The organism is Paenibacillus silviterrae, from assembly GCF_030167925.1.
Taxonomy (GTDB): domain Bacteria; phylum Bacillota; class Bacilli; order Paenibacillales; family NBRC-103111; genus Paenibacillus_G; species Paenibacillus_G silviterrae.
This window is the reverse complement of record NZ_JASKUT010000001.1, coordinates 2,457,668-2,480,745: the sequence shown is the minus strand read 5'-3', so window position 1 is coordinate 2,480,745 and position 23,078 is coordinate 2,457,668. Positions and strand designations below refer to the sequence as shown.

At 53.0% G+C, this 23,078-nt stretch carries 26 protein-coding genes and 1 pseudogene; 21 read left to right on the top strand and 6 right to left on the bottom strand.

What is annotated here, in order from left to right:
* Positions 1–20: 20 nt before the first annotated feature.
* The 14 genes and pseudogenes from QMO62_RS11260 to QMO62_RS33640 form a co-directional block, all read left to right on the top strand.
* Entirely contained in the window at positions 21–557 is a 537-nt protein-coding gene (locus QMO62_RS11260; protein ID WP_284641053.1) for a Rieske (2Fe-2S) protein, read from the top strand.
* Positions 547–735, top strand: a complete 189-nt coding sequence (locus QMO62_RS11255) for a hypothetical protein (RefSeq protein WP_284641052.1) — start codon at positions 547–549, stop codon at positions 733–735. The genes QMO62_RS11260 and QMO62_RS11255 overlap by 11 nt, the downstream gene beginning before the upstream one ends.
* Positions 732–1,067 carry a hypothetical protein gene (locus tag QMO62_RS11250; protein WP_284641051.1) on the top strand — a complete coding sequence of 112 codons (336 nt, stop codon included), beginning with the start codon at positions 732–734 and terminating at the stop codon, positions 1,065–1,067. The genes QMO62_RS11255 and QMO62_RS11250 overlap by 4 nt, the downstream gene beginning before the upstream one ends.
* The gene (locus QMO62_RS11245; protein WP_284641050.1) at positions 1,037–1,354 is read left to right on the top strand and encodes a hypothetical protein; all 318 of its coding nucleotides are present in this window, start codon (positions 1,037–1,039) and stop codon (positions 1,352–1,354) included. The genes QMO62_RS11250 and QMO62_RS11245 overlap by 31 nt, the downstream gene beginning before the upstream one ends.
* A 103-nt stretch (positions 1,355–1,457) precedes the next feature.
* Positions 1,458–1,697 carry a hypothetical protein gene (locus tag QMO62_RS11240; RefSeq protein ID WP_284641049.1) on the top strand — a complete coding sequence of 80 codons (240 nt, stop codon included), beginning with the start codon at positions 1,458–1,460 and terminating at the stop codon, positions 1,695–1,697.
* Entirely contained in the window at positions 1,694–2,056 is a 363-nt protein-coding gene (locus QMO62_RS11235; RefSeq protein ID WP_284641048.1) for a group I truncated hemoglobin, read from the top strand. Before QMO62_RS11240 ends, QMO62_RS11235 begins: the two co-directional genes overlap by 4 nt.
* Positions 2,057–2,107: 51 nt before the next feature.
* On the top strand, positions 2,108–2,251 hold the full coding sequence (locus QMO62_RS11230) for a hypothetical protein (RefSeq protein ID WP_284641047.1): 144 nt from the start codon (positions 2,108–2,110) through the stop codon (positions 2,249–2,251).
* 147 nt (positions 2,252–2,398) lie between these two features.
* Positions 2,399–3,085 carry an iron-sulfur cluster repair di-iron protein gene (gene ric / locus QMO62_RS11225; RefSeq protein WP_284641046.1) on the top strand — a complete coding sequence of 229 codons (687 nt, stop codon included), beginning with the start codon at positions 2,399–2,401 and terminating at the stop codon, positions 3,083–3,085.
* A gap of 161 nt (positions 3,086–3,246) precedes the next feature.
* The gene (mobA, locus tag QMO62_RS11220; protein WP_284641045.1) at positions 3,247–3,873 is read left to right on the top strand and encodes a molybdenum cofactor guanylyltransferase; all 627 of its coding nucleotides are present in this window, start codon (positions 3,247–3,249) and stop codon (positions 3,871–3,873) included.
* A 95-nt stretch (positions 3,874–3,968) separates the two neighbouring features.
* Entirely contained in the window at positions 3,969–6,239 is a 2,271-nt protein-coding gene (gene pflB / locus QMO62_RS11215) for a formate C-acetyltransferase (protein ID WP_284641044.1), read from the top strand.
* 39 nt (positions 6,240–6,278) lie between these two features.
* Positions 6,279–7,043: a pyruvate formate-lyase-activating protein gene (gene pflA, locus QMO62_RS11210; protein ID WP_284641043.1), complete on the top strand. Its 765-nt coding sequence runs from the start codon at positions 6,279–6,281 to the stop codon at positions 7,041–7,043.
* Positions 7,044–7,062: 19 nt separating this feature from the next.
* Positions 7,063–7,581, top strand: coding sequence for a hemerythrin domain-containing protein (locus QMO62_RS11205; protein WP_284641042.1), 519 nt, complete (start codon positions 7,063–7,065; stop codon positions 7,579–7,581).
* A gap of 186 nt (positions 7,582–7,767) precedes the next feature.
* Positions 7,768–8,970, top strand: coding sequence for a DHH family phosphoesterase (locus QMO62_RS11200; RefSeq protein ID WP_284641041.1), 1,203 nt, complete (start codon positions 7,768–7,770; stop codon positions 8,968–8,970).
* A gap of 166 nt (positions 8,971–9,136) precedes the next feature.
* Positions 9,137–9,335: pseudogene (locus tag QMO62_RS33640) on the top strand (transposase); the annotation flags it as partial.
* A gap of 546 nt (positions 9,336–9,881) precedes the next feature.
* Here QMO62_RS33640 and QMO62_RS11195 read toward each other — a convergent pair.
* From QMO62_RS11195 to QMO62_RS11185, 3 genes are read right to left on the bottom strand one after another with little or no spacing between them, the layout of a single operon-like run.
* A complete protein-coding gene (locus QMO62_RS11195) occupies positions 9,882–10,103 on the bottom strand; it encodes a cold-inducible protein YdjO-related protein (protein ID WP_284641040.1) in 222 nt (73 codons plus the stop codon).
* A gap of 20 nt (positions 10,104–10,123) precedes the next feature.
* Entirely contained in the window at positions 10,124–11,365 is a 1,242-nt protein-coding gene (locus QMO62_RS11190; RefSeq protein ID WP_284641039.1) for an acetate/propionate family kinase, read from the bottom strand.
* Complete coding sequence (locus QMO62_RS11185; RefSeq protein ID WP_284641038.1) at positions 11,362–12,234, bottom strand: 3-hydroxyacyl-CoA dehydrogenase family protein; 873 nt, start codon at positions 12,232–12,234, stop codon at positions 11,362–11,364. The genes QMO62_RS11190 and QMO62_RS11185 overlap by 4 nt, the downstream gene beginning before the upstream one ends.
* Before the next feature lie 196 nt (positions 12,235–12,430).
* On the opposite strand from QMO62_RS11185, the gene nirB reads away from it, so the two are divergent.
* Positions 12,431–14,863 (top strand): nitrite reductase large subunit NirB, encoded by a 2,433-nt coding sequence (gene nirB, locus QMO62_RS11180; protein ID WP_284641037.1) that lies wholly within the window; start codon positions 12,431–12,433, stop codon positions 14,861–14,863.
* Between the two features lie 40 nt (positions 14,864–14,903).
* Positions 14,904–15,236: a nitrite reductase (NAD(P)H) small subunit gene (locus QMO62_RS11175; RefSeq protein WP_284644922.1), complete on the top strand. Its 333-nt coding sequence runs from the start codon at positions 14,904–14,906 to the stop codon at positions 15,234–15,236.
* A gap of 38 nt (positions 15,237–15,274) precedes the next feature.
* Here QMO62_RS11175 and QMO62_RS11170 read toward each other — a convergent pair whose 3' ends face one another.
* The 3 genes from QMO62_RS11170 to QMO62_RS11160 form a co-directional block, all read right to left on the bottom strand.
* On the bottom strand, positions 15,275–16,357 hold the full coding sequence (locus tag QMO62_RS11170) for a PAS domain-containing sensor histidine kinase (RefSeq protein ID WP_284641036.1): 1,083 nt from the start codon (positions 16,355–16,357) through the stop codon (positions 15,275–15,277).
* 25 nt (positions 16,358–16,382) lie between these two features.
* The gene (locus QMO62_RS11165; RefSeq protein ID WP_284641035.1) at positions 16,383–17,036 is read right to left on the bottom strand and encodes a response regulator; all 654 of its coding nucleotides are present in this window, start codon (positions 17,034–17,036) and stop codon (positions 16,383–16,385) included.
* A gap of 93 nt (positions 17,037–17,129) precedes the next feature.
* Positions 17,130–17,552, bottom strand: a complete 423-nt coding sequence (locus QMO62_RS11160) for a GAF domain-containing protein (protein WP_284641034.1) — start codon at positions 17,550–17,552, stop codon at positions 17,130–17,132.
* Between the two features lie 259 nt (positions 17,553–17,811).
* On the opposite strand from QMO62_RS11160, the gene QMO62_RS11155 reads away from it, so the two are divergent.
* The 5 genes from QMO62_RS11155 (at position 17,812) to QMO62_RS11135 (ending at position 23,069) form a co-directional block, all read left to right on the top strand.
* Entirely contained in the window at positions 17,812–18,519 is a 708-nt protein-coding gene (locus QMO62_RS11155; protein ID WP_284641033.1) for a Crp/Fnr family transcriptional regulator, read from the top strand.
* 147 nt (positions 18,520–18,666) lie between these two features.
* Complete coding sequence (locus QMO62_RS11150) at positions 18,667–19,251, top strand: TetR/AcrR family transcriptional regulator (RefSeq protein WP_284641032.1); 585 nt, start codon at positions 18,667–18,669, stop codon at positions 19,249–19,251.
* Positions 19,252–19,290: 39 nt separating this feature from the next.
* Positions 19,291–20,574: an HlyD family secretion protein gene (locus QMO62_RS11145; RefSeq protein WP_284641031.1), complete on the top strand. Its 1,284-nt coding sequence runs from the start codon at positions 19,291–19,293 to the stop codon at positions 20,572–20,574.
* A complete protein-coding gene (locus tag QMO62_RS11140; RefSeq protein ID WP_284641030.1) occupies positions 20,571–21,764 on the top strand; it encodes an ABC transporter permease in 1,194 nt (397 codons plus the stop codon). The genes QMO62_RS11145 and QMO62_RS11140 overlap by 4 nt, the downstream gene beginning before the upstream one ends.
* A 21-nt stretch (positions 21,765–21,785) precedes the next feature.
* Entirely contained in the window at positions 21,786–23,069 is a 1,284-nt protein-coding gene (locus QMO62_RS11135) for a TolC family protein (protein WP_284641029.1), read from the top strand.
* The last annotated feature ends 9 nt before the right edge of the window (positions 23,070–23,078 follow it).

Sequence of the window (23,078 nt, the reverse complement as noted above, 5' to 3'; positions counted from 1 at the left end):
TATCCAGGAGGTGTTCTCCGGTGGAACAAGAAAAGCAGCCAAAAAATCATAAGATTCCTTTCGAGGAAGACAACTATACACACAACATCCGTAAGGAAGGCGAACGTAAGCTGGACCGGCGCGGGTTTATGAAAACGATGGTCGGAGCGGCGGGAGTCTTTGCCGTATCGACCTTGCCTTGGGGGGCCATTGCCGCTAAAGAACTAGCGGGAATTGGAAAGAAGGCCCAGCCGAAGCTCAAGCTGGCGGAGGTGAAAGCGCTGGGTATCGGAGATGCCCTGGAATTCGCTTATCCTACGGAGCACGAGAGCGCTCTATTGATCCGGCTCGGCGAATCGGAGTATAAGGCGTATCAGAACGCCTGTACCCACTTGAAGTGTCCCGTCTTTTGGAGCAAGGAGAAAACGGAGCTTGTATGCCCGTGCCATCATGGCTTCTTCGATGTCAAAACCGGTGCTCCGACGGCAGGGCCGCCGAAGCGTCCTCTGCCGGAAATTGAGCTGACCATCGAGCAGGGCGCGATTTATGCAACAGGGGTGAAGCGATATGAAACGTAGCTACCGGGGCGTGATACTCCTCTGCATCGTGCTGCTGCTGAACATCGTGTTTACTCAGCAGGCGGTCAATGCCTATTTTTACGAAAAGTATGTGACCGTTCTCGTCTTTGCCGCGCTTAATGTGCTGACCTTTCCTTTGGCGTTATGGATTTATCGGCGGGAGCGTGATGCTGCATGAGCGCCCCGAGCGAGTTTTTCGTCGATTTATGCTTTATCCGTTCGCACGAAAGCCGCAAGGAGCCGATGAAGCGTGCGGTTGATGAGGCTATGTCGAGAATGTTTACCGAGGGACACATTTGGTCAACCTCGTATCGAATGGAGGAAGGGCTCGATATCGTGACGGCAGAGGCGAACGGCTTGTCCCCCTGGGGCACCGAGGAAGAAGTACTGGTTCGCCTTGAAGAGAGTCTAAGCGGCGATTGCCTGGAATGGCTTCAGGGCTACCGGGTTCATGTGATCACCAAGGAGGACGTAGGGCCATGTCAGCTGAAATGCAAGCCAAGAAATTAAGCTCCATCACCGAGCGCCTCAGAGAATTCATCGGTCATGAGGCTGAGGTTCGGATAACGGACGTGGCCGGGAAGGATCCGGTCGCGCCGGGCAAGCGGTTTACCTTGCACGATGTGAAGCTCTCCCCGGAGCACACGCACCTGATCTGCTGCTTGAACAAAGCGCAGCATATTTCCATACCGATATATGATCAGACTTCGCTGCATTCAGTAGAACAAGGAGTTAGGCTGGTATCCGAGGACCGTCTTGCGGAGCTCATATACACATTACAAATAACGCATGCCTAAAGGCGCTGCTTTCTCATCGAAGCGGCGTCTCTTTTTTATGTGCCGTATTCTCGTATGATATTTCGGAACAATGACCAGAATATGACACAGGAGGTGTAAACGGATGGATTGCGATCAACATCAACAGAGCTGCGGGATCGACCGGGAGACGCTGCGTTCGCTGCTGCAGCAGACGATGGAGACAGAAACCGAGCTGCTTCGTACATATACCCTCGCGTCTGAACGGATACATGACAATCGCGAGCTGAGAGAGCGTCTGCAGAATTTTGCTGAGGGCAACGCCAAGAGGTCTAAGCAGCTGCAGGACGAGCTTGCTTTACTAGGAGGGAATCTCACAACATGACGACACAAACTTTATTTCACAAGCTGGGCGGCCAGGACACGATTCAAAAAGTCGTAGATTCCTTCTATGAGAAGGTGCTGGCGGACGAAACCGTAAACGGCTTCTTCCGTGAAACGGACATGGAGAAGCAGCGGCGGCATCAAGCGTTGTTTATCGGCTACGCTTTAGGCAGCGGGCACGAATTCACGGGCCGGTCGATGGCTAAAGCGCATGAAGGTATGAACCTTCAGCCGCAGCATTTTGATGCAATTGTCGGCCATTTGACAGCGACCTTAAAGGAATTTGGGGTGGAAGAGGCGGACATCGGCCAAATTGTGGCCAAGCTGGGCACACTTCAAGACGATATTTTATACAAGTAAGGGGATACTACGTCTCGTATCACATTCCTGTACATTCGGAGGCGAGACGAAATGGCGAAGACTAAAGGCAAGTCGATGAAGCAGAAAAACCAAGCTATGGCTGCAGAATCCAGCAATGCTACTGAGAATATTACAGGCAGCACCCAGCCGACATACCATGCCGGAGCTCACGAGCAAAACAATCGATCCGTGTAAGTATGCATGCAGTCCGAGAGGACGGCCCAACAGGCCGTTCTCTTTTTTTTGTCGAAATGATTGTGCTTGAAATCACAAGCTCATCCTCCCGTGACGGTTATAGTGGTAATAGATAAGCCAATTCACTTAAAACGGAGGGTGTTCTATATGAGATTTCAAGCGACTGAAACGGTAGGAAGCATTGTGACGGCATTTCCGGGAGCAAGCAACGTGTTCAAGGCACACCGGATCGATTTCTGCTGCGGTGGACAGAGACCTTTGGCTGAGGTGCTTGAGCAATCCGGCTTGAGTGAGCAGACCGTTCTTCAAGAGCTGGAGGATGCCTACGATCGGGCGGCGCTGAGGGAACGGCAGCAGGACTTTCGGCGCTATACGCGTTCCGAGCTGATCTTGCATATTGTGGCGGTCCATCATGACTTCCTGCGTTCCGAGCTTCCTTTATTGGGTGAATTCGTAGAGAAAATCGCCAGAGTGCACGGACCCTCGCATAAGGAGCTGATCAAGCTAAGGTCATTGTATCAGCAGCTTCGGGAGGAGCTTGAGGAGCATTTGCTTGCGGAGGAGGAGCGGGTGTTCCCTATGGTCCGGGCGTACGAAGCAACGGGTGATGCGAATACGAAAGAAGAAGCTCTGCGTGCTATTGACGAGCTCGAGTCAGAGCACGACAAGGCGGGCGGTTTGCTGCGGGAGATGCGAGCCGTGACCGTCGATTATACACTGCCGGAAGGGGCATGCCGAACTTATACCGTAGCCTTTCAGAAGCTGGAGCAGCTCGAAGCCGATATGTTCCAGCATATCCACCTGGAGAACAATATTTTATTCCAAAGCCTGTAACGCTCGTGCCTTCTTTTCGGGTTCGCCGATTTGCCGTTTCGTCTCTCTCGTCCTCTATAGTGACGCATATCACTGCCCGGGCGTGCCAAATGTGGTGTAATAGGAATATAACCACCAGCCGGAGAGGATCAGGCAACCAAGCAGAAGAGGAGTGAACGAATATGATGTCCGGACTCATATTGGCAGGCGGCCGGAATCGGGGGACGAACGGGGAGCATAAAGCGTTTTTGGTGCTGGATAACATGACCTTCGTAGAACGGCAAATTCGTGAGATGAAGAAGATTTGCAAGGAAATCATTATTGTGACGAATGATCCTATTCCGTTCCTGCGGAAGGTGGATCGCGGCGTTCGGATTATAACCGATTATTTCCCGGGTAAAGGACCGCTAAGCGGCATGCATGCCGGCTTAACCTTAGCGCAGCATCCGAATGTATGGGTCGTCGGCTGTGATATGCCTTATATTTCAGCAAAGGCTGCGGAGCTGCTTATTGAACGCAAGCAGGACGGCTTCGAGGCCGTCATCCCTTGGGTCAACCATAGCGCTTATCCGCTCCATGGAGTGTATGACCGCTCCTGTGCGGCTGCTATCGGGCAGCTGATCGAGAAGGACGAGGTTGCCGTATCCGCTCTTCTGAAGCAGCTGTTCTGGTGTGAGCTGCAGCAGTCGGCTTTCGAGGAGAAGGGCATTGACACCCGTTTTGTTGCCGCGATCAAGACGACGGAGGAGTATGAGAAGCTTCTTGCGTGGCATGATTCGTTGAAAATGAACTATTTGTACGGAGGATAGAAATCATAAAGCGGCTGTGAGAAAAATCATAGAGAGAACTACGTGAAAAAGATAACATAGATCTTGTAGAGAACATTATTCGGAGGTGTGTCCCAATGGTTATGAAGGAAGCGGACGTAAAAAAAGCAGCCACGGCAGCCGATGCTTGGCGGGGGTTTGCACCGGGAGCTTGGAAAAAACGTATTGATGTCAACCAGTTTATCGAGCGGAACTTAACTCCTTACGAGGGGGATGAAGCTTTCCTGGCCGGTCCGACAGAGGCGACGACCGCCTTATGGCTTCAAATTCGGGAGCTGCTGAAGCAGGAGAGGGAGAAGGGCGGCGTGCTGGATATCGACGTAAACACGGTATCCACAATTACCTCGCACGGTCCCGGATATATCGATCAGTCGAAGGAAAGGATCGTAGGTCTGCAAACGGATGCGCCGCTGAAGCGTTCCGTTCAGCCCTTCGGGGGTATCCGTATGGCGGCGGATGCCTGTGAAGCGTACGGCTACAAGCTTCCGGACGAAATGGAGCGGCTCTTTACCGAAATCCGCAAGACGCATAACCAGGGCGTATTCGATGCCTATACGACAGAGATGCGAGCCGCGCGGAAAGCCGGGATCATCACAGGGTTACCTGACGCTTATGGGCGGGGACGCATTATCGGCGATTATCGCAGAGTGGCGCTGTATGGGGTGAACCGGCTGATCGCGGACAAGAAGCAGGATCTCCTCCAGCTGGAAGTGGATGCCATGACAGAGGATGTGATCCGCGCCCGCGAGGAGCTGTCCGAGCAAATCCGAAGCCTGGAAGAGCTGAAGCGCATGGCGCTCTCCTATGGCTATGATATCTCCGTTCCGGCGACGAATGCGAAGGAAGCGGTGCAGTGGCTGTATTTCGCGTATCTCGCGGCGATTAAAGAACAGAACGGGGCAGCGATGAGCCTCGGGCGTGTATCCAGCTTCCTTGATATTTATATTGAACGCGATATGCAGGAGGGCACGCTCACGGAATCGGAAGCGCAGGAAATCATCGACCATTTCGTAATGAAGCTGCGGATCGTGAAATTCCTGCGGACGCCTGATTATAACGAACTATTCAGCGGAGACCCGACTTGGGTAACCGAAGCCGTTGGCGGCATGGGGCTGAACGGCAAGACGCGGGTTACACGCAACTCGTTCCGCTTCCTGCATACCTTGTACAACCTCGGCCCGGCTCCCGAGCCGAACCTGACCATCCTGTGGTCGACGTCGCTGCCGGAAAGCTTCAAGAAATATTGCGCGAAGGTATCCATTGAAACAAGCTCCATCCAGTATGAGAATGACGATATCATGCGCCCGCACTTTGGCGATGACTACGGCATCGCCTGCTGCGTATCCGCTATGCGAATCGGAAAGCAAATGCAGTTCTTCGGAGCTCGCGCGAACATGGCGAAGGCGCTGCTTTATGCCATCAACGGCGGTATAGACGAGAAGCTGGGCATTCAAGTTGGACCGACAGTTGCCCCTATCACCTCGGATATACTTGACTATGAGGAAGTGAAAGCCCGGTTCAACGTCATGCAGGATTGGCTGGCCCGACTCTACATGAACACGCTGAATGTGATTCACTATATGCATGACAAATATTGCTACGAGCGTGTCGAGATGGCGCTGCACGACAGAGAGATTCTGCGCACGATGGCTTGCGGTATCGCCGGTTTATCCGTAGTGGCGGACAGCTTGAGCGCGATTAAATATGCGAAGGTGCGTCCGGTGCGCAATGAGAAGGGACTCGCCGTCGACTTCGAAATCGAAGGCGACTTCCCGCAATACGGCAACAATGACGAGCGAGTGGATAACCTTGCTATCGAGCTGGTGGAAGGCTTCATGAATAAACTTCGCAAGCACAAGCCTTATCGGAATGCTCTGCCGACGATGTCCGTACTTACCATAACCTCGAACGTCGTTTACGGCAAAAAGACCGGCAGCACACCGGACGGGCGCCAGGCGGGAGAACCGTTCGCGCCGGGAGCGAACCCTATGCATGGACGCGACCGCAAAGGGGCATTGGCGTCACTGGCCTCCGTGGCGAAGCTTCCGTACGAGCACAGCCTAGACGGCATATCGAATACATTCTCTATCGTTCCGAAGGCTCTTGGGAAAGAGCCGCAAGCGAGAATCAGCAACATGGTCGCACTGCTTGACGGCTATGCAGCTTCTAGCGGTCATCACTTAAACGTGAATGTGTTTGACCGGGAGCAGCTGCTGGATGCGATGGAACATCCGGAGAACTATCCGCAGCTCACGATTCGGGTATCCGGCTACGCCGTCAACTTTATTAAGCTGACGCGCGAGCAGCAGCTCGACGTCATCAACCGCACGTTCCACGGCTCCATCTAAGAGGACATCTTTACAGCAAGGGAAAGGGGCGTGGCCCTCATGAAAGGCCGAATTCATTCCATAGAAACCTTCGGGACGGTGGACGGACCGGGCATTCGCTTCGTTCTGTTCATGCAGGGCTGCGCACTGCAATGTCAGTTTTGCCATAATCCCGACACCTGGGATACCGGCGGCGGCCGTCAGGTGACGGTAGAGGAGGTCATCCGGGAGCTGGAGCCTTACCTCGAATATTACCGCCGGTCCGGCGGAGGAATTACCGTAACGGGAGGAGAGCCGACGCTGCAAGCACCGTTCGTTACCCAGCTGTTTCGTGAATGTAAACGGCGCTTCGGGCTTCACACAACCCTGGATTCCTCCGGCTTCTGCGAAACGGATCATGTGGCCGAGCTCATGGAGGTTACGGATCTGGTACTGCTCGACCTGAAGCAGATGAACAACAAGAAGCACGAGGTGCTCACAAGTCAGCCGAACGACCGGATTCTGCGTTATGCCAAGTGGCTGTCCGACCATCGGAAGCCTGTCATCATTCGTCATGTGCTCATTCCGGGAGTAACGGACAGCTACGAGGACTTGTTCGCCCTGGGGAGCTTCGTAGGCACCATGAGCAATGTCCAAAAGGTAGAGCTGCTGCCGTATCATCGGATGGGAGTCTACAAATGGCAGCAGCTGAATAAAACGTATCCTCTCGAAGGCGTTCAAACGCCGAGCGAGCGCGAAGTGGAGCGTGCACGGGGAGTCATCGAATCGGGGATCGCGGCTTCCGCAAGGGCAACTACATCATCAGACCATGTGCGCGTTACCTGATTAAAGGAGCTGAGTATCGATGAACCGAGAGCAATTTCACCCAACGCATCTTACGTATGCCTTTGAACGTCTTCGCAATGAGCATATCTTCCTGTTTGATGCCATTCAGCAGCTTGAGACGGCAGCCAAGCGACTCGGGAAGCTGGAGAATGAAGAAGAGTACTTTGCCAAACTTGTCGTACTCAAGGAGCAGACGCTGAATTTAATGGCCGAGCTGGACGGACATTCCGTTTGGGAGGACAACGAGCTGTTTCCGCTGCTAACGGAATATTTCCAGCTGCCGAATCGGCCGGACACTTCCACCTCCTTGTGGATGCTCGAGCATGAGCACGAGCTTGCCAACACCTTCTTCCGATATTTCCTGGAGGAGGCGGATAAGTGCTTGGCAGGACGCAGGCGCCCCATACTCCCTCGGCTTACGGATCACCTGATGCAAGCGTGCCGTCTCGTGAAGGAGCATCTGCTGACAGAAGAGGAGACCGTGCTTCCGCTCGAGGAAGAGCTTGTTGCCGGCACGGATGAGGAACTGGTGGTTTGAAGTGACAAGCAGAGCTTAAAGGAGATTCTTTCCTTTAGCTCTGTTTTTTTGTGCTGAACGAAACCGCCATTCAAGCTTCCCGCCATGTATCGGAACAGAAACCGAATAACATACAAAGCTGAGGGAAACCTTACACAAAGGAAAAACAAACACTTGAAGGCAGGCTAAGGGGGATGAGGGCAGCGTATGTATCGGCTGTTTACACATAACGACTTGGACGGAGTAGGCTGCGGCATCGTGGCCAAATATGCCTTCGGCGAGCAGGTGGAGGTACGCTACAATTCGGTCTCCGGCTTAGACTCCCAGGTCGAACGATATTTGGAGCAGGCGAAACGAAAGGGACGCAAGGGCGATTTCCTGCTGATTACGGACCTGTCAGTCGGCGAGAAAGTCGAGGGAGCCTTAAACGAGTTCGCCGATTCCGGCGGTAAGCTTCGCATGCTGGATCATCATAAATCGGCGCTTCATTTCAATCGTCATCGCTGGGCATCCGTCGTGGTGGAATACGAGGACGGGAGACTAGCCTGCGCCACGTCCCTGTTATACGAGTACTTGCAGCAAAACGGTTTGATCAAACCGTCTCCCGGCTTGAACGAATTTGTGGAGCTTGTCCGATTATACGATACCTGGGAATGGGACAGGACGGGGAATACCAAGGCCAAAAGGCTGAACGACTTGTTTTTCATGATGTCCCTTGATGAGTTTGAAGAGACCATGATTCAGCGGCTGCAAGGAAACAAAGACACGTTCTCCTTCGATGAATTCGAGGTGAAAATCCTGGACATGGAGGAGGAGAGGATCGAGCGTTATGTTCGCCGGAAGAAGCGGGAGCTTGTGCAGGTGTTCATCGACGAGCAGTGTGTCGGCATCGTTCACGCGGAATCTTATCACTCGGAGCTGGGGAACGATCTCGGCAAGGACTACCCTCACCTGGACTATATCGCCATCATGAATATGGGCAGCAAAAAAGTCAGTCTTCGAACCGTACACGACGAGGTCGACGTATCGGAGATCGCCGGTCACTACGGCGGCGGAGGCCATGCCAAGGCGGCAGGCTGTCAGCTGACGGAAGAGGTGTACCGGAGGTACGTAGCGGAGGCGTTCGACTCAGAGCCGCTGAGAGAGGATGCCTTCAAGAACCGGTTTAACGTGAAAGGCCATAACGGGGGCACGCTGTATGAGAATCGGAAGGAGGAGCTGTTCTTCTTATTTCCCTCCAAGAGCAGAGGAGGGAAGTGGCAGGTGGAGAAGGACGGGGAGGCGCTGGAAAGCAGCTTCGATTCGTTTCAAGAGGCGGAACGCTTCGTGAAGCGAAACCATGCCGCCTGGCTCGTAAGGGACGAAGCGTATGTTTGCTATTTGAAAGAAAAGGTCGTCGAGAATAAATAAGCAGACATCAAGCCGGTACGGTATATAGGCAGCGTACCGGTTATTTTGTTATTTTCGCGCTTGCTGCTCCGCATTGCAAAGGTGCTAAAGAAGTCAATTTCATAATTAGAAAGCCCATGTGGAATAAGGTTTTTCGGCAAACAAAAAGGAGAACCTTCCCCACATTAAGTTTGCCGAATTGTTTAAGCAGCGAACGGCTATTGAACGTGTCTTTGCTTATCTGAAATTATACTTTGGCATGGGCACTACACGAAGGATCAAAAAACGGGCGTTTGTCGATCGTGAACTATGTTACCTACCGTACAACGTGTCTACATATGCGTCATTTGAACATGAACATCCGTTTGACCAAACAAGCTGCGTAACTTTTTTGAGAATGTACACCTCGAAATTGATTTCCTGCGGCATATAGATTGCGTTACAGGGCGTCTGGCGCTTATCACGGCCCTGTAATGCTCCTTGTAGCGTTATGAAATCACCTTACTGTACCCAATATGTGTTCATCTGCGACCGTAAGATGAAAAAATCGCGTTACTGGGTGTCTGGCGCTTATCATGGCCCGGTAACGCTCCTTGTAACGTTATGAAATCACCTTACTGTACCAAATATGTGTTCATCTGCCATTGTAAGATGAAAAAATCGCGTTACAATGCGTCTGGTGCTTACCACGGCCCGGTAACTCAATCCTAAGTAAGATTCCGATGGGATTTGTGAGAATAGGCATCTTTAAAAGAGCGCAATGGCAAAATATCGACGCAAATAGTTCCGGATGATGAAAAGTGGTATATTTGCAGAAATGTGCGATTTTGAAATAAATTGCTCTGAGTAAGCACGCAGAGGATCGATTTGTTACAGCAGCTTGAAAAAAGCAGCCCGGCTATCCAAGATAGTCCGGGCTGCAGGAACAAGTGCTATTGAAGCCAGCTGAATTCTTCCTTTTTCTTCTTGGTCGATTTCGCCTTTTTGACGATCTTCGGCAAATGCTTGAAGCTTCTCAGCATTTCCCCCCTGCAGAGAGGGCATTCCCGTGTCGGAGAAGCCAGCTCCTCTCGCACCCATGCCTTGCAATCCGGGTTCCTGCACTTGAGAATGGGCGTAGGGAACAACTCCGGCTTGATTTCGTCTTGTTCCAAGGTCGAACACCTCCCGACCTTTAACTTTTCCCTACCGCTTCAAGTTCATACGTTTCAGGGGAATCGGCGGTCAGGAGGGTATACGTTTTCCGGGCGATCATCAGCTCCTCATTGGTCGGGATGACCATGACCTTGACACGGGAGCTATCCTCGGAGATGATGCGTTCTTCGAAGGAGCGGACCGCATTCAGCGCTTGATCGAGCTTCACACCCAGATAAGACAAGCGGGAGCAGACACGCTCACGGATATAGGCGGCGTTCTCCCCTACGCCTCCTGTGAAAATCAGAACGTCCATGCCATCCATGGCCGCGGTATACGCACCGATATATTTGCGGATGCGGTACTCGTACATATCGAGCGCAAGCTGGGCATTCCCATCCCCGTCCATAGCAGCGGTAAGAACCTCCCGTACATCTCCGCTGATTCCGGAGACGGCCAGCAGCCCGCTGTGTTTGTTCAGCATAGAGTTCACCTCATGCACGCTCAGCTCCTCCTTTACCATCAGGAAGGGGAGGATGGCCGGGTCCAGATCACCCGAGCGCGTTCCCATCATTAACCCCTCAAGCGGGGTCATCCCCATGCTCGTATCCACCGAGCGGCCGCCGTCAATGGCGGTACAGCTGGCTCCATTGCCAATGTGGCAGATGATCATCTTCAAGTCTTCGATAGGCAAGCCAAGCAGCTCCGCCGCTTTCCCGCTGACGTACTCATGGGAAGTGCCGTGAAAGCCATAACGCCGAACCCCATGCTTCCGGTAAAGCACTTTAGGAATAGGGTACAGGTATGCATGTGCAGGCATCGTCTGATGGAATGCGGTATCGAAGACGGCCGCTTGCGGTATTCCCTGTAGATGCTGCTCTACAGCAGTAATACCTACCATGTGTGCTGGATTATGAAGCGGAGCGAGATCATAGAGCTTTCGGATTTGCCGCTTAACCTCCTCGTCAATGAGCGCCTCCGCCGTAAAAGCCTCTCCGCCGTGCACGACCCGGTGCCCTACCCCATGAATGTCGCGAATGCTCTCGATCACACCCAGGATCGGGTCGACCAATAACCGAATCATCTGCTCGATGGCAGCGGAGTGGTTCAGTACCTCCCGGACCTCGTTCCATTCCTCCCGTCCCGGTGCCTGCTGCACCAGCTGGGCGGACTCCGATCCGATCCGCTCGATCCGGCCCTTGACCTTCAATGTTTCCGTGCTCATATCATAGAGCTGGTATTTCACGGAAGAGCTCCCCGAATTGATTACCAGAATGTTCATAAACGTTCTCCTCTCTCGTTATAGCGGAAGAAGCCTTCCCCCGTTTTCGTACCTAGATGTCCGGCTCGGACCATCTTCTTCAGCATGCTGCTGGGACGGTACTTGAGATCCCCGTATTCTCGGAACAGCGACTCCATAGAAGCCAGAACACTGTCCAGTCCAAAGCGGTCGGCCATTTCCAAGGGACCGTAATGAAAGTCGTAGCCCATCCGCATCGCCGTATCGATGTCCTCCGCAGTGGCGACACCCTCGGACAGCGTATGAAGCGCTTCATTGATAAACACACAGATGAGCCGTGTTGTTACATAACCGGGGGACTCATAGACCTGCACGCTAGTTTTGTCCAGCAATTCTTGAACGAAACGGCGGACCCTGACGAAAGCATCATCCGAAGTGCGCAGGCCGCGTACGATTTCGACCAAATTGATTTTACCCGCCGGATATAGAAAATGAAGCCCGATCGTCCGTTCCGGATGGCGAAGCCCGTTCCCAAGCTCCGTTAAGCTTAGTGATGCCGTATTGCTTGCAATAATGGCATCCGGACGAAGAATCGTATCCAGCTGCCGGAATACCTCCCGTTTCGCATCCAATTGTTCAATCACGCATTCGATCACCAGATCGCAGTCGGCCAAGGCCGTATAATCGAGAGTTTTATGGAGCTTGGAAAGGATCAGCTTTTTCTCCTGCACCGTCAGCGCCCAGCGGGACAGCTGATGATCCAAATTTTGTTCAATTGAGGCAAAGGACTCGTTCAGCTTCTCTTCCGACAGATCGGCTACAAAGACATCCAATCCTTTGGAGGCCAGCATTTCGGCAATCCCTTGACCCATCGTGCCTGCACCGATGACAGCTATATTTTTTATCGCCATATCTATCCACTCCTTCTCTCTCTATTAAAAACGGATGGAGTCCTGCCAAGCTGTGACTCATATCACGATCTGACAACAATGGGCGGCATCTGTGAACAATTGTTGAAGCGCCGGCCAGCCGTGATTTATGTCACACCGCTACTCATGCGGAAAAGGCTATACTTGCTTTATCGAAAAGGAATTGAGGAGGCGGTTAATGATGCAAAGCAAGCAGCGTTTAGTACTGATCGGCAACGGGATGGCTGGGATGAGCGTAGTCGAGCAAATCGTCCAGCTGAATCCGAACCTATATGAAATAACAGTGATCGGCGAGGAGCCGTATCCGAACTATAATCGAATTCAATTGTCCTATGTGCTGGAGGGCAGCAAAACCATAGATGATATTATCCTGAACGACAAGGTTTGGTATCAGGAGCATAACATTACCTTGCTTACCGGCACTGCCGTGGAGCGGATAGACACGGTTCGCAAGGAGATTCATACCGATGCGGGGCAGCGGATTCCTTATGATCAAGCGATCGTGGCAACTGGCTCCAAGCCCATTCGGCTGCCGATTCCGGGTGCCGATAAGCAAGGCGTCATGGGCTTTCGCGATATTCGCGATTGCGAGACGATGCTGGAGGCGGCTAAGACGTACCACAGCGCAGTTGTCATCGGAGGCGGGCTGCTGGGTCTGGAGGCGGCCAGTGGCTTGAAGAAGCTAGGCATGGACGTTACGGTCGTGCATTTGGCCGACTGGCTGATGGAACGGCAGCTCGACGGCCCTGCAGCCGCGATGCTGAAGGCAGAGCTGGAGAAGCAGGGGCTTCGCTTCCTCTTGTCCACGAAGACGGCCGAAATCCTCGGCGCAGAACGGGTAACCGGCCTTCGCTTCGCGGACGGCGCCGAGCTTGAAGCCGATCTGGTGATCATGGCTGCCGGGATTGCACCGAATACAAGCGTCGCCAAGAGCAGCGGACTTGAGGTTCGCCGCGGCATCGTGGTGAACGATTATATGCAAACATCGGCACCTGATGTGTACGCAGTAGGCGAGTGCAATGAGCATAACGGCGTGTGTTATGGCCTGGTTGCACCACTGTATGAGCAGGGAGCCGTGTTGGCCAAGCGGCTTTGCGGACAGTCGGTAGAGCCTTATCAAGGTTCAGATGTATATACCAAGCTGAAAATTTCCGGTGTCGATGTGTTTTCCGCCGGAGAGCATATGGAGCAGCAGGGGGACGAAGTGATCCGCGTCCAAGACCATTGGAAGAACAAATACAAAAAGCTGATTCTTCGGGACCGGAAGGTCGTCGGCTCCGTTCTGTTCGGGGACGTTCAGGAATCGTCGCGTGTCACCAAGTGGGTCAAGGCGAAGGAAACGATGACGGAGTCGCTTTATGATGCTTTCGTAGGACATGCGGACCCGGTTACAAATGATCCGCTTGCGTTCGCTGCGGCACTGCCGGACGATGAAATCGTCTGCGGCTGCAACGGGGTGACGAAGCACATGATCATGCAGGTCGTTACCGAGAAAGGCCTCACAACGGTTGACGAAGTAAAGGCCTGCACGGGAGCCACACGCTCCTGCGGCGGCTGCAAGCCGATGGTGGAGAATATTTTGAAGCTTACGCTGGGAGAGAAGTTCCAGGCCTCCGCCAAAACGCAGGAAGCTATCTGCGGCTGTACGGATAAGACGCGGGACGAAGTCGTTGCGGCGATTCGCAGCCTGAGGCTGATGCACGTGAAGGAGGTCATGAACGTACTGGGCTGGACGCAGCCGGAGGGCTGCACCAAGTGCCGCCCTGCGCTCAATTATTACATTGGGATGGTGTGGCCGGACCAGCACGAGGATGAAAAGGCGTCGCGTTTCGTCAATGAGCGTCTGCATGCCAACATTCAGAAGGACGGTACCTTCTCCGTCATTCCAAGAATGTACGGAGGGGTCACGACACCGGAGCAATTAAGGAAAATTGCCGATGTAGCGGACAAATACCAGGTCAAGCTGGTGAAGGTAACCGGAGGCCAGCGTCTCGATCTGGTCGGCGTTCGCAAGGAAGACCTGCCAAGCGTATGGGAAGAGCTCGGCATGCCTTCGGGCTATGGTTACGCCAAAGCGCTTCGTACGGTAAAAACGTGTGTCGGCTCCACCTACTGCCGCTTCGGAACACAGGACTCCCTTGGAATGGGTGTTTACCTTGAGAAGAAGCTCGAACGGCTGTGGATGCCGGCCAAGTTCAAAATGGCGGTCAACGGCTGCCCGCGCAACTGTGCCGAGGCGGATGTGAAGGACCTTGGCATCATCGGCAACGACGGCGGCTGGGAAATCCACGTAGGCGGCAACGGCGGTATTAAGCTGAGAGGAGCCGATCTGCTCTGCAAGGTGAAAACCGACGAGGAGCTGGAAGAGATAACATGTGCCTTCATACAGTATTACCGGGAGAACGGCAAGTACGGCGAACGCACCTCGGATTGGATTGAGCGCATCGGCATTCAGCAAGCGATTCAAGCGGTCGTGGAGGATCAGCCGAATCGGCAAGCGCTCAAGGAGCGACTTGAGCAGGCTTTGGCCGGCTTGCAAGACCCATGGCAGGAGGCGGCTCAGTCGGAGCAGCTGCGTCATGATTTATATGAAGAAGTTCAAGTGAAATAGAAGGAGGATGGTATAGATGCAAGTGCCAATGCAAGTGAAGATGGTCGCTCAAACCTGCTACTACGACGTGGGTCCGCTGGAGGATTTTCCGGTACAGCTCGGCAAAACCGTTCATCTCCCCGGTATGGACATTGCGGTATTCCGGATGACGGACGGTACCGTGCACGCTTTGGAAAATCGGACGGCCCATATCAAGGGAGGTCCTTTGGCCGAAGGGATGGTCAGCGGGGAGTTCGTGTACTGTCCCCTCCGCGATCTGAAGATCAGCTTGCTTACCGGAGAAGTTCAAGCACCTGATACCGGTACAATAGCCATATTTCCCATCATTCTGGAGCAGGGTCGCGTATGGGTAGGGCTCCCGTCCGTTGGATAAAAAAGAAGGCAACGACGGAAGTCGTTGCCCGGGAACAGCTATTTGGATTTCGGGATCGTAATGGAAACCTTGGTGCCTTGTCCGGGCTCGGATTGTACGGTGAAGCTTCCGCCGACACTCCGGGTCCTTTCTTCCATACTGAAGAGACCGACGCCCTGGGCTGAGGTGTCGCGAACGAAGCCTTTGCCCTTGTCTTCGATATAAGCTTCTACGTAATCCTCGTGCTCCAGAAGCACCGCCTTGGCTTCCGACACATCCGCGTACTTCGCTATGTTCGTTAATGCTTCCTGAACGACACGATAAATCGTCGTTTCCCGGTTCGCGTCCATTCGTTTGCGCACGTTGGTTTCGAAATCCACCTGAATGCCGTAATGCTCTGAATAGTTCTCCATATACGTCCGCAGTGCCGGAACGACACCTAGATCATCCAACACGGAGGGCCGAAGCTCCCAGGCCAACACACGAACGTCCTGCATAATACCCGCAACGCCCTCCCGGAGCTTCTCCAGCTCAGGGAGCTTGCTATCTCCAATTAAGCGATCCATCTGGATCAGAAGCGAGAACAAGCTTTGTCCGATCCCGTCGTGCAGCTCACGAGAGAATCTGCGCCGCTCCTCCTCCTGCACATTCATAACATGCGTCATCATATGCTGGAGTTCTTCTTCAACCCGTTTCAGCTGAGTGATTTCACTGCGGATGGCCAAGTATTGGAAAGGACGTCCCGACTCATTAACGAACGGAACGATGGTCGTGTGGACCCAGTAGTAGGAGCCGTCCTTCGCCCGGTTCTTGATCTCTCCGCGCCATACTTGGCCGGAAGAGATCGTTTTCCACAGCTGGTTCATGAAAGCTTTGTCATGATAACCCGAATTAATGATTCGATGGTCTTGGCCGAGCAGCTCGTCCTTGCCGTATTGAGAGATTTCGCAAAATTTATCGTTCACATATTGAATGACTCCGCGGTGATCGGTAATTGCTACGATGGAGGATTCGTCCAGCGCAAACTTTACATCGAGCAGCTGCTTCAAGGAATGCTTGAGCGAATCGCGGTACGACGGATCTACGATATGCTCATCCAAGTCGCGCAGCAGCCGGTCTACGTTCTGTCCTATGGCCTTCATCTCTAATTGGTACCTCCCACTATTGTTATTCGAAGCTTAGCAGACCTTTTTTTAATGCATATTTCACAAGCTCCGGTCTTGTTTTCAGTCCCAGCTTTTCCATGACATTGCTCTTGTGGCTTTCCACTGTTTTCACGCTGATAATCAGCTGTTCGGCAATTTCCTTGTTGCTGTAGCCTTTGGCGATCAAGCCGAGAATTTCCTTCTCACGCTCCGACAGCGCCTCATACGTATCGGTATTATCGCCGCGCTTCAGCTTCTCCAAGTATTCTCCCATGAGTCGCTTTGTTGCGGTCGGATACAGATAGGCGTTACCCGCGGCAACGGAACGGATCGCGGAGAGCAGCTCTTCATGCGGCGCGCTCTTCAGAATATAGCCTGATGCACCGGCATGGATGCCGCGGAACAAGTACTCATCATCATCATGCATGGTGAGAATGAGTACCGCTACGTCCGGAAACAGCTGCTTCAGTTCGGCCGTGGCCGTTAAACCGTCCTTCCCCTGAGGCATATGGAGATCCATCAGCACGACATCGGGGCGCAGTACGCTGACCGCCTGAATCGCTTCATCGCCGTCAGCCGCTTCCCCAAGGACCTGCATATCCTCTTTACCATCCAGCAGCATTTTCAGCCCCGACCGGACCACAGCGTGGTCGTCCACCAGCAGTATTTTTACCATTTAGCCCATCCCCCCGTCCTGCCCGTTATTTCATCGTAATTTCTATCTTACCTAAATAAAAGAACCCCTGCAATCCTTACGTTGCAGGGATTCTTATGAGATTCCTACCAAAATTGACTGTATTCTGTCCATATACCTATTCATAACGGTGAGCTCGCTCTCTCCGTACTTCCCGGAGTAACGTCTGGCGATAAGCAGCACTCCGTAAATTTGGTCTCCCCGAACAAGCGGTATTGCAGTGGCCGCATGCAGCTGCTCAGCTGTCATTAATGGACAGTCTGTCGGCAGAGGATCGGACCAGCTTGCCGGCTTGCCGGTTCGAAGCGCCACTCCTCCAGGTCCAACGCCCGGTTTCAGGCTCATATGCTTATAACGATCATTGCGGTTACCGTATGCATATCTCCAGCGTATGCGCGTTTCATGCTCCTGAACAAGAGATATTGCGGAGAAATCGCTGCAAGTATCCCGGCACAGGCTTTCCAGCTCTTCGGTGACTTGATGCTTTAGTTGAGGCATGTCTCCGCCTCCTTCCGCTAATAACAAGGATATTCTTATTGTAGTCCTAAAGCGGGTTTTTGTAATTCAGGGAAAACCCCGAAAACTTGCTAAGGGAATTCCCCCTGTACGGGGTAGGGGAAATAAGGTCTTTTCCTGTGATTTTTCTCACATCAGAATAGGGAGAATCCCCCTGCAAAATCAGGTGATGCCCCGATGTGAAAAACATCACTGCCGTTATATGATTACCTTAACGAATTCACCTGAGGGGGCAACGACAATGGCAGCAGCACAAAACTTGAACGGAATCCTGGATGTCATCTCGGCAGAAAGCTTCGATAAGCTGAGAGGCATTATGTATACAAAGCAAATGGAGAAGGGCTCTTACCTGTTCTGGGAGGGTGATTCGGCGGATAAGCTTTACTACATTATTAGCGGACGAGTGCGGACAACGAAAACAACGGACAGCGGCAGAAGCCTTACGATGTATCTGCACCAAACCGGAGATCTATTCGGGCAGATGGACCCGTTCAAGGATTCCATGCACACCTTCAGCGCCGAAGCAACCGAGGATTGCAAAATCGGCATTATTCAGCGTAAGGATCTTGAGGTGCTGCTTTGGCAGCATGGAGATCTGGCGGTAGAATTTATGAAATGGATGGGCCTGATGCACCGTCTGACGCAAACCAAATTCCGCGACCTGATGATGTTCGGTAAAACAGGCGCCTTGTGCTCGCTGCTCATCCGTCTTAGCAATTCCTATGGCGTGGCGCGTAAAGATGAAATTTTTATCGATATCAAAATGAACAACAGCGAAATGGCGGATATGATCGGGGCAACCCGCGAGAGCGTGAACCGCATGCTGAGCGACCTGAAGAAGGACGACGTGATAGAATATGAGGACGGCCATGTCGTAATAAAGGATCTCGCTTATCTTCGGGATGTATGCCGCTGTGAGAATTGCCCTAAGGAAATTTGCCGGATGTAACCGCGATGCTGCAAAGACATGATTAGCTTGCTGGAGCCTTGAGCCCAGGGGCGGATCATGTCTTTTTTGTTGTTGCGTTTAATAGAAACTCATGATAAGATAAAACCACAGAACCGGAATGTTATTTCAGTCACGGAGGTGTGGAAAATGATCCAAAAGGATCCTCGAAAGGCAAAGATTATCGAAGCCGCACAAAAAACCTTTGCACTTTTTGGATATAAGGGCACGACTGTGGATCAGATTGCTAAGATGGCCGGGGTCGGAAAGGGAACGATTTACAATTTTTTCGAAAATAAAGAAGAGCTTCTGGGCGCCATCATTGAAAACTTAATTGTTGAAATGAGGAAGGTCGCGGATGCGGCTCTCGCCGAGGAAGTCCATCTATTCGACAGGCTTCACCGGGCAATATACGGAATCCTCATGTTCCGTAAGGAGCACGAAGTGATCATCCGGCTTTCGCTCGAAGTCAATGAATTAGGATCAGCTGTTGCACAGAATGCTCTAAGAACGATCGAAGACGAGGTTATCGGCTACATTCGCAATCAGTTGGAGAAGGCGGTGGCCGGCGGCAGGATTCGTCCGTGCGATCCGGAGATTACAGCATTTGTTTTGCTCAAACTGTACGTCTCTCTCGTATTCGATTGGGAGAAGCGCCATGAGCCGCTTTCGAATGAAAGGATATCCGAATTGATTCGTTTGTATGTAATGGAGGGTCTGGCCCGACCTGAATAGGGCTATTTCTTTTTGCTTTAATCCTAGGAGGGGATTTTTTTGAAAATTATTCGACCAATGGTCTATTCATTATTTGCCGCCATGATCGGCACGGGGTTTTTCTTTTTGCACACGGGTCAGGTAGATAGCAGTACAGGTGCCCAGCGTAACGGAGCGACAGCGTATATTGAAGCTACACAGGTAAGTGCGAGCTTTAAGGTGGGAGGACGCGTTACCGAGCTGCTGGTGAAGGAAGGCGATACGGTTAAGCAGGGGCAGCCGATCGCCCGGCTTCAGAGCAACGAGATCGAGGCAAAGGTCGCCCAGGCGAAAGCGGCGGTAGGCTTGGCTCAGGGCAAGATTGCCGAAGCGACGGGAGCTGAAGCGGGGGCCTTGGCCAAGAAGCAGCAGGGTGCCGCAGCGGTCCAGCTCACCGCGGAAACCGCCGAGCAGCAGGTCGCTCAGGCGCAGGCAGCGGTGCAAGCCGCTGAAGCGAAGGTACAGGCGCTGAAGAACGGTGCGCGTCCTGAGGAGAAGAAGCAGGCCGAGGCTCAGCTGAATGCGGCCAAGGAAGTGTACGATGTCGCCGAGCAGTCCTTGAAGCGAATGAATACGCTGCTCGCCGAGGGACTGATCGCCAAAGCTGATGCCGATAAGGCCAAGGTAAGCTTCGAAGAGGCTAAAGCCAAATACGAGCTGGCTCAGCAGCAAGCGGCACTTGTTAACCAGGGGCCGCGTCCAGAGGAAATTCAAGGTGCGGAAGCGATGCTGGAGCAGGCTCGCGCGTCTCTTCGGTTGGCGGAGGCAGGCAGGGAGCAGGTGCAGATTCGCCAAGGGGACGTCGCTGCGGCGGAAGCAGCCGCCCGGCAAGCGCGCGGCGCCATACAGTCGGCCGAATCCGGTAAGCTGCAGGCCGAGGCATCGCAATTGGAGGCGGAAACGTATCTCAGCTACACCGAGCTGCTGGCCCCGGCCGACGGCATCATCGTTGCCCAGAATGCACAGCTTGGTGAGCTTGTAGGCTCCGGGTTCCCGATATACACCGTGGAGGCTTCCGGCAGCCGCTGGGCCAAGTTTTATTTGCCTGAAACCGAGCTGACGGGCTTGAAATCGGGGGACAACGTCTCGCTCAAGCTGGCGGCGACAGGTGCCGCGATTCAAGGGAAGGTTCAATTGATTGCCCCGGCGGCGGATTTTGCCGTGAAGAAGGCAACGCAGGCCGCGGGAGATACCGATATCCGTTCCTTTGGCGTGAAGATTGAGCTGACGGAGGTTCCCGAAAATACAGCTACAGGCATGACCTTGCAATGGGCAGGGCGTGCGGAAGAGGGTGTCCGGCCATGAAGGTTGGGTCTGTCATTGTTGAGGAATGGAAGAACATTGTAAAAGACCGCCGGTTGTTCGCGATTCTTTTCCTGATTCCGATCGCATATACGGTGATGTTCGGATATATCTACGTCAACCATAAAGTGACGGAGATGAATACGGTGATTTTCGACGCCGATCAAAGCCAGTTGAGCCGGCAGATCATTCAGGCGTTTGATCAGCATGAGACGTTCAAGGTAGTCGGGGAGAAGGACACGGAGGAATCGGTAAAGCAGGCATTGAGCGAAGGCAGCGCCAAGGTAGGTATCATTATCCCCGCCGGACTGGAATCCAAGCTCAAGCACGGAGATACGCCGCCGGTCCTTGCCCTTGTCGACGGAAGCAATATGCTGATCTCCAATGGTGCCACCCGCGGCGCCAATGAGGTGATCAGTACCTTCAGCGCCGGAGTCACCATGAAGAAGCTGCAGCAGCAGGGACTTCAGGATGAGCAGATCAGCTCGACGCTGGCCGCGATCCCTTTTCGGTACCGCGTTATGTACAATCCGACCTTTAACTACAGCGATTTTATGATATATGGTTTGATCGGAGCTATCCTGCAGCAGGTGCTGCTGCTTGGTATTGCTTTGGCGGTAACGCGTGATAAGGAGCAGGGAACCTGGGACCGGTTTCGGGAATGGATGCATAACCCATGGCGTATTGCCTACGCGAAGTCGGCTCCGTACTTGCTGATCGGGCTGCTGAACGCCACTATCGCTCTGCTCATCGCGCTGTACTGGTTTCATTTGCCTTTTCACGGTGCTGCTGTGGCAATGCTTCTGCTTGTTGCCGGCTTCACGTTTGCTGTGCTTGGGATCGGCTACTTGGTCAGCATGATTTCAGGGAGCCAGCTGGCATCGACCCAAACGGCCATGCTGATTGCGGTCCCTTCGTTTCTGCTGTCGGGGTTTACATGGCCCTTCGAGGCAATGCCCTCCGGCTTGGCGACGGCAGGCAAGCTGCTGCCGTTGACCTATTTTCTCGATGGGGTAAGGAATGTCATGGTGAAGGGAAATGACCTTACTTCCGTCTATCGTGACTGTGTGGTGCTCGGATTGATGGGGGTGGTCACGTATTTTGTTTCGTTTCTGCTTACCCGCTTTGTCGTCTTCCGCAAGAACTCTTCTGCGGCGCCGGCGGCAGCCGTTGATTCAACTCTTGCAGTTTAGCTTGAAATTAGGAGGAATATGATGATGTATCAAAAATGGATTGCTGCCTTGTTAAGCACTGCTGTAATCGCAGCCGGAGTCCAGGTTCCTTATGCCGTGAAAGCGGAGCCGGCTGTTTCCGTAGTTTCAACTACCGGGCTGGATCAATTCAGCAGCTTGGATCTCGATACCGTTCTGCAGCGCGGTTTGGATAAGTCGTACAATCTTCCCCTTCTGACGTTGAAATATATGGCTCAAGGACATAAAAAGGACGATCTCAATGCCCAGCGCGACGAACTGGGGGGCGCTTCAACCGCAACCGTGCATTTGCCTGAGAATGCAGCGGAATTTAGTGCGGTTATGCCCGGGATGAAGCCGCAGGAAGAGCTTTGGCTTGGTCCGCTAAGCGGAACCAATAAGGTCATCAACCAAATGGTGCAAGGTCAAGCGGTTATGGTAGGCGAGGTGAATGCTTTCATCTCGCAGCAAAGGGAGCAGATGAGATCGGCTGCCCATCAGCTCGAAGCGGATCAGCAGAACACCCTCCTTCAGACGGATGAAGCCAAGGAAGGCATTCGTTTGCAGCTGACCTCTCAATACGTACAACTCTTAGCTATGCGAAAGCAGCAGGAATTGATGAACGGATACGAGTCGGTATTACAGAAGGATCTGGTGCGTGCTCAGCGGCTTCATGCGGAAGGACTTGCATCCGATGAAGAGGAAAGAACGGTTGCGAAGCAGCTTCGCAAGCATCAGGATGATATGAAGATGCTGCAGCATCAATTACAGCTCGGGCTGGTGCAGCTGTCATTTGATTTGGGCATTGCCTACAACCCTAATCTCGTTCTTCGAGACGTTCCAGCCGACGGCTACGGACCGGTACCGAAATTGAATACTTCTGAGCTGGTGGAAGCTTCCTACCCCATGAAGACAGCCATGAATCAAGTAACGGAAGCTGCGTGGCAGGCCTCGAATACGGTGACTCAGAACACGTACGGTCAAGCTTACTTAGGCGATCAGACGGCGATCAGTTCCTTGAAGCTGCAACAAACCCGACTTGAGCTCAGCCGCAAGGTAGAAGCCACTTATACAGAAGCGGAACAGGCCTTTGAGGCTTGTTTGACCGAAGAGCGCAATGTACAAGACGCGAAGCTGGATTATGCGAGGATGAAATCCCGTTACGAAGCGGGTCTGATTTCGGCCCATGATCTACAAAAACTTCAGTTTAAAATCACGCAAAGTGAAACTGCCTTAACCTTGGCGAAGCTCAAATATTTTGCCGTAAGTAAGAAAGCATCCGCTATGGAAAAGGGTCTCATTGTGTAATAAGTTAGT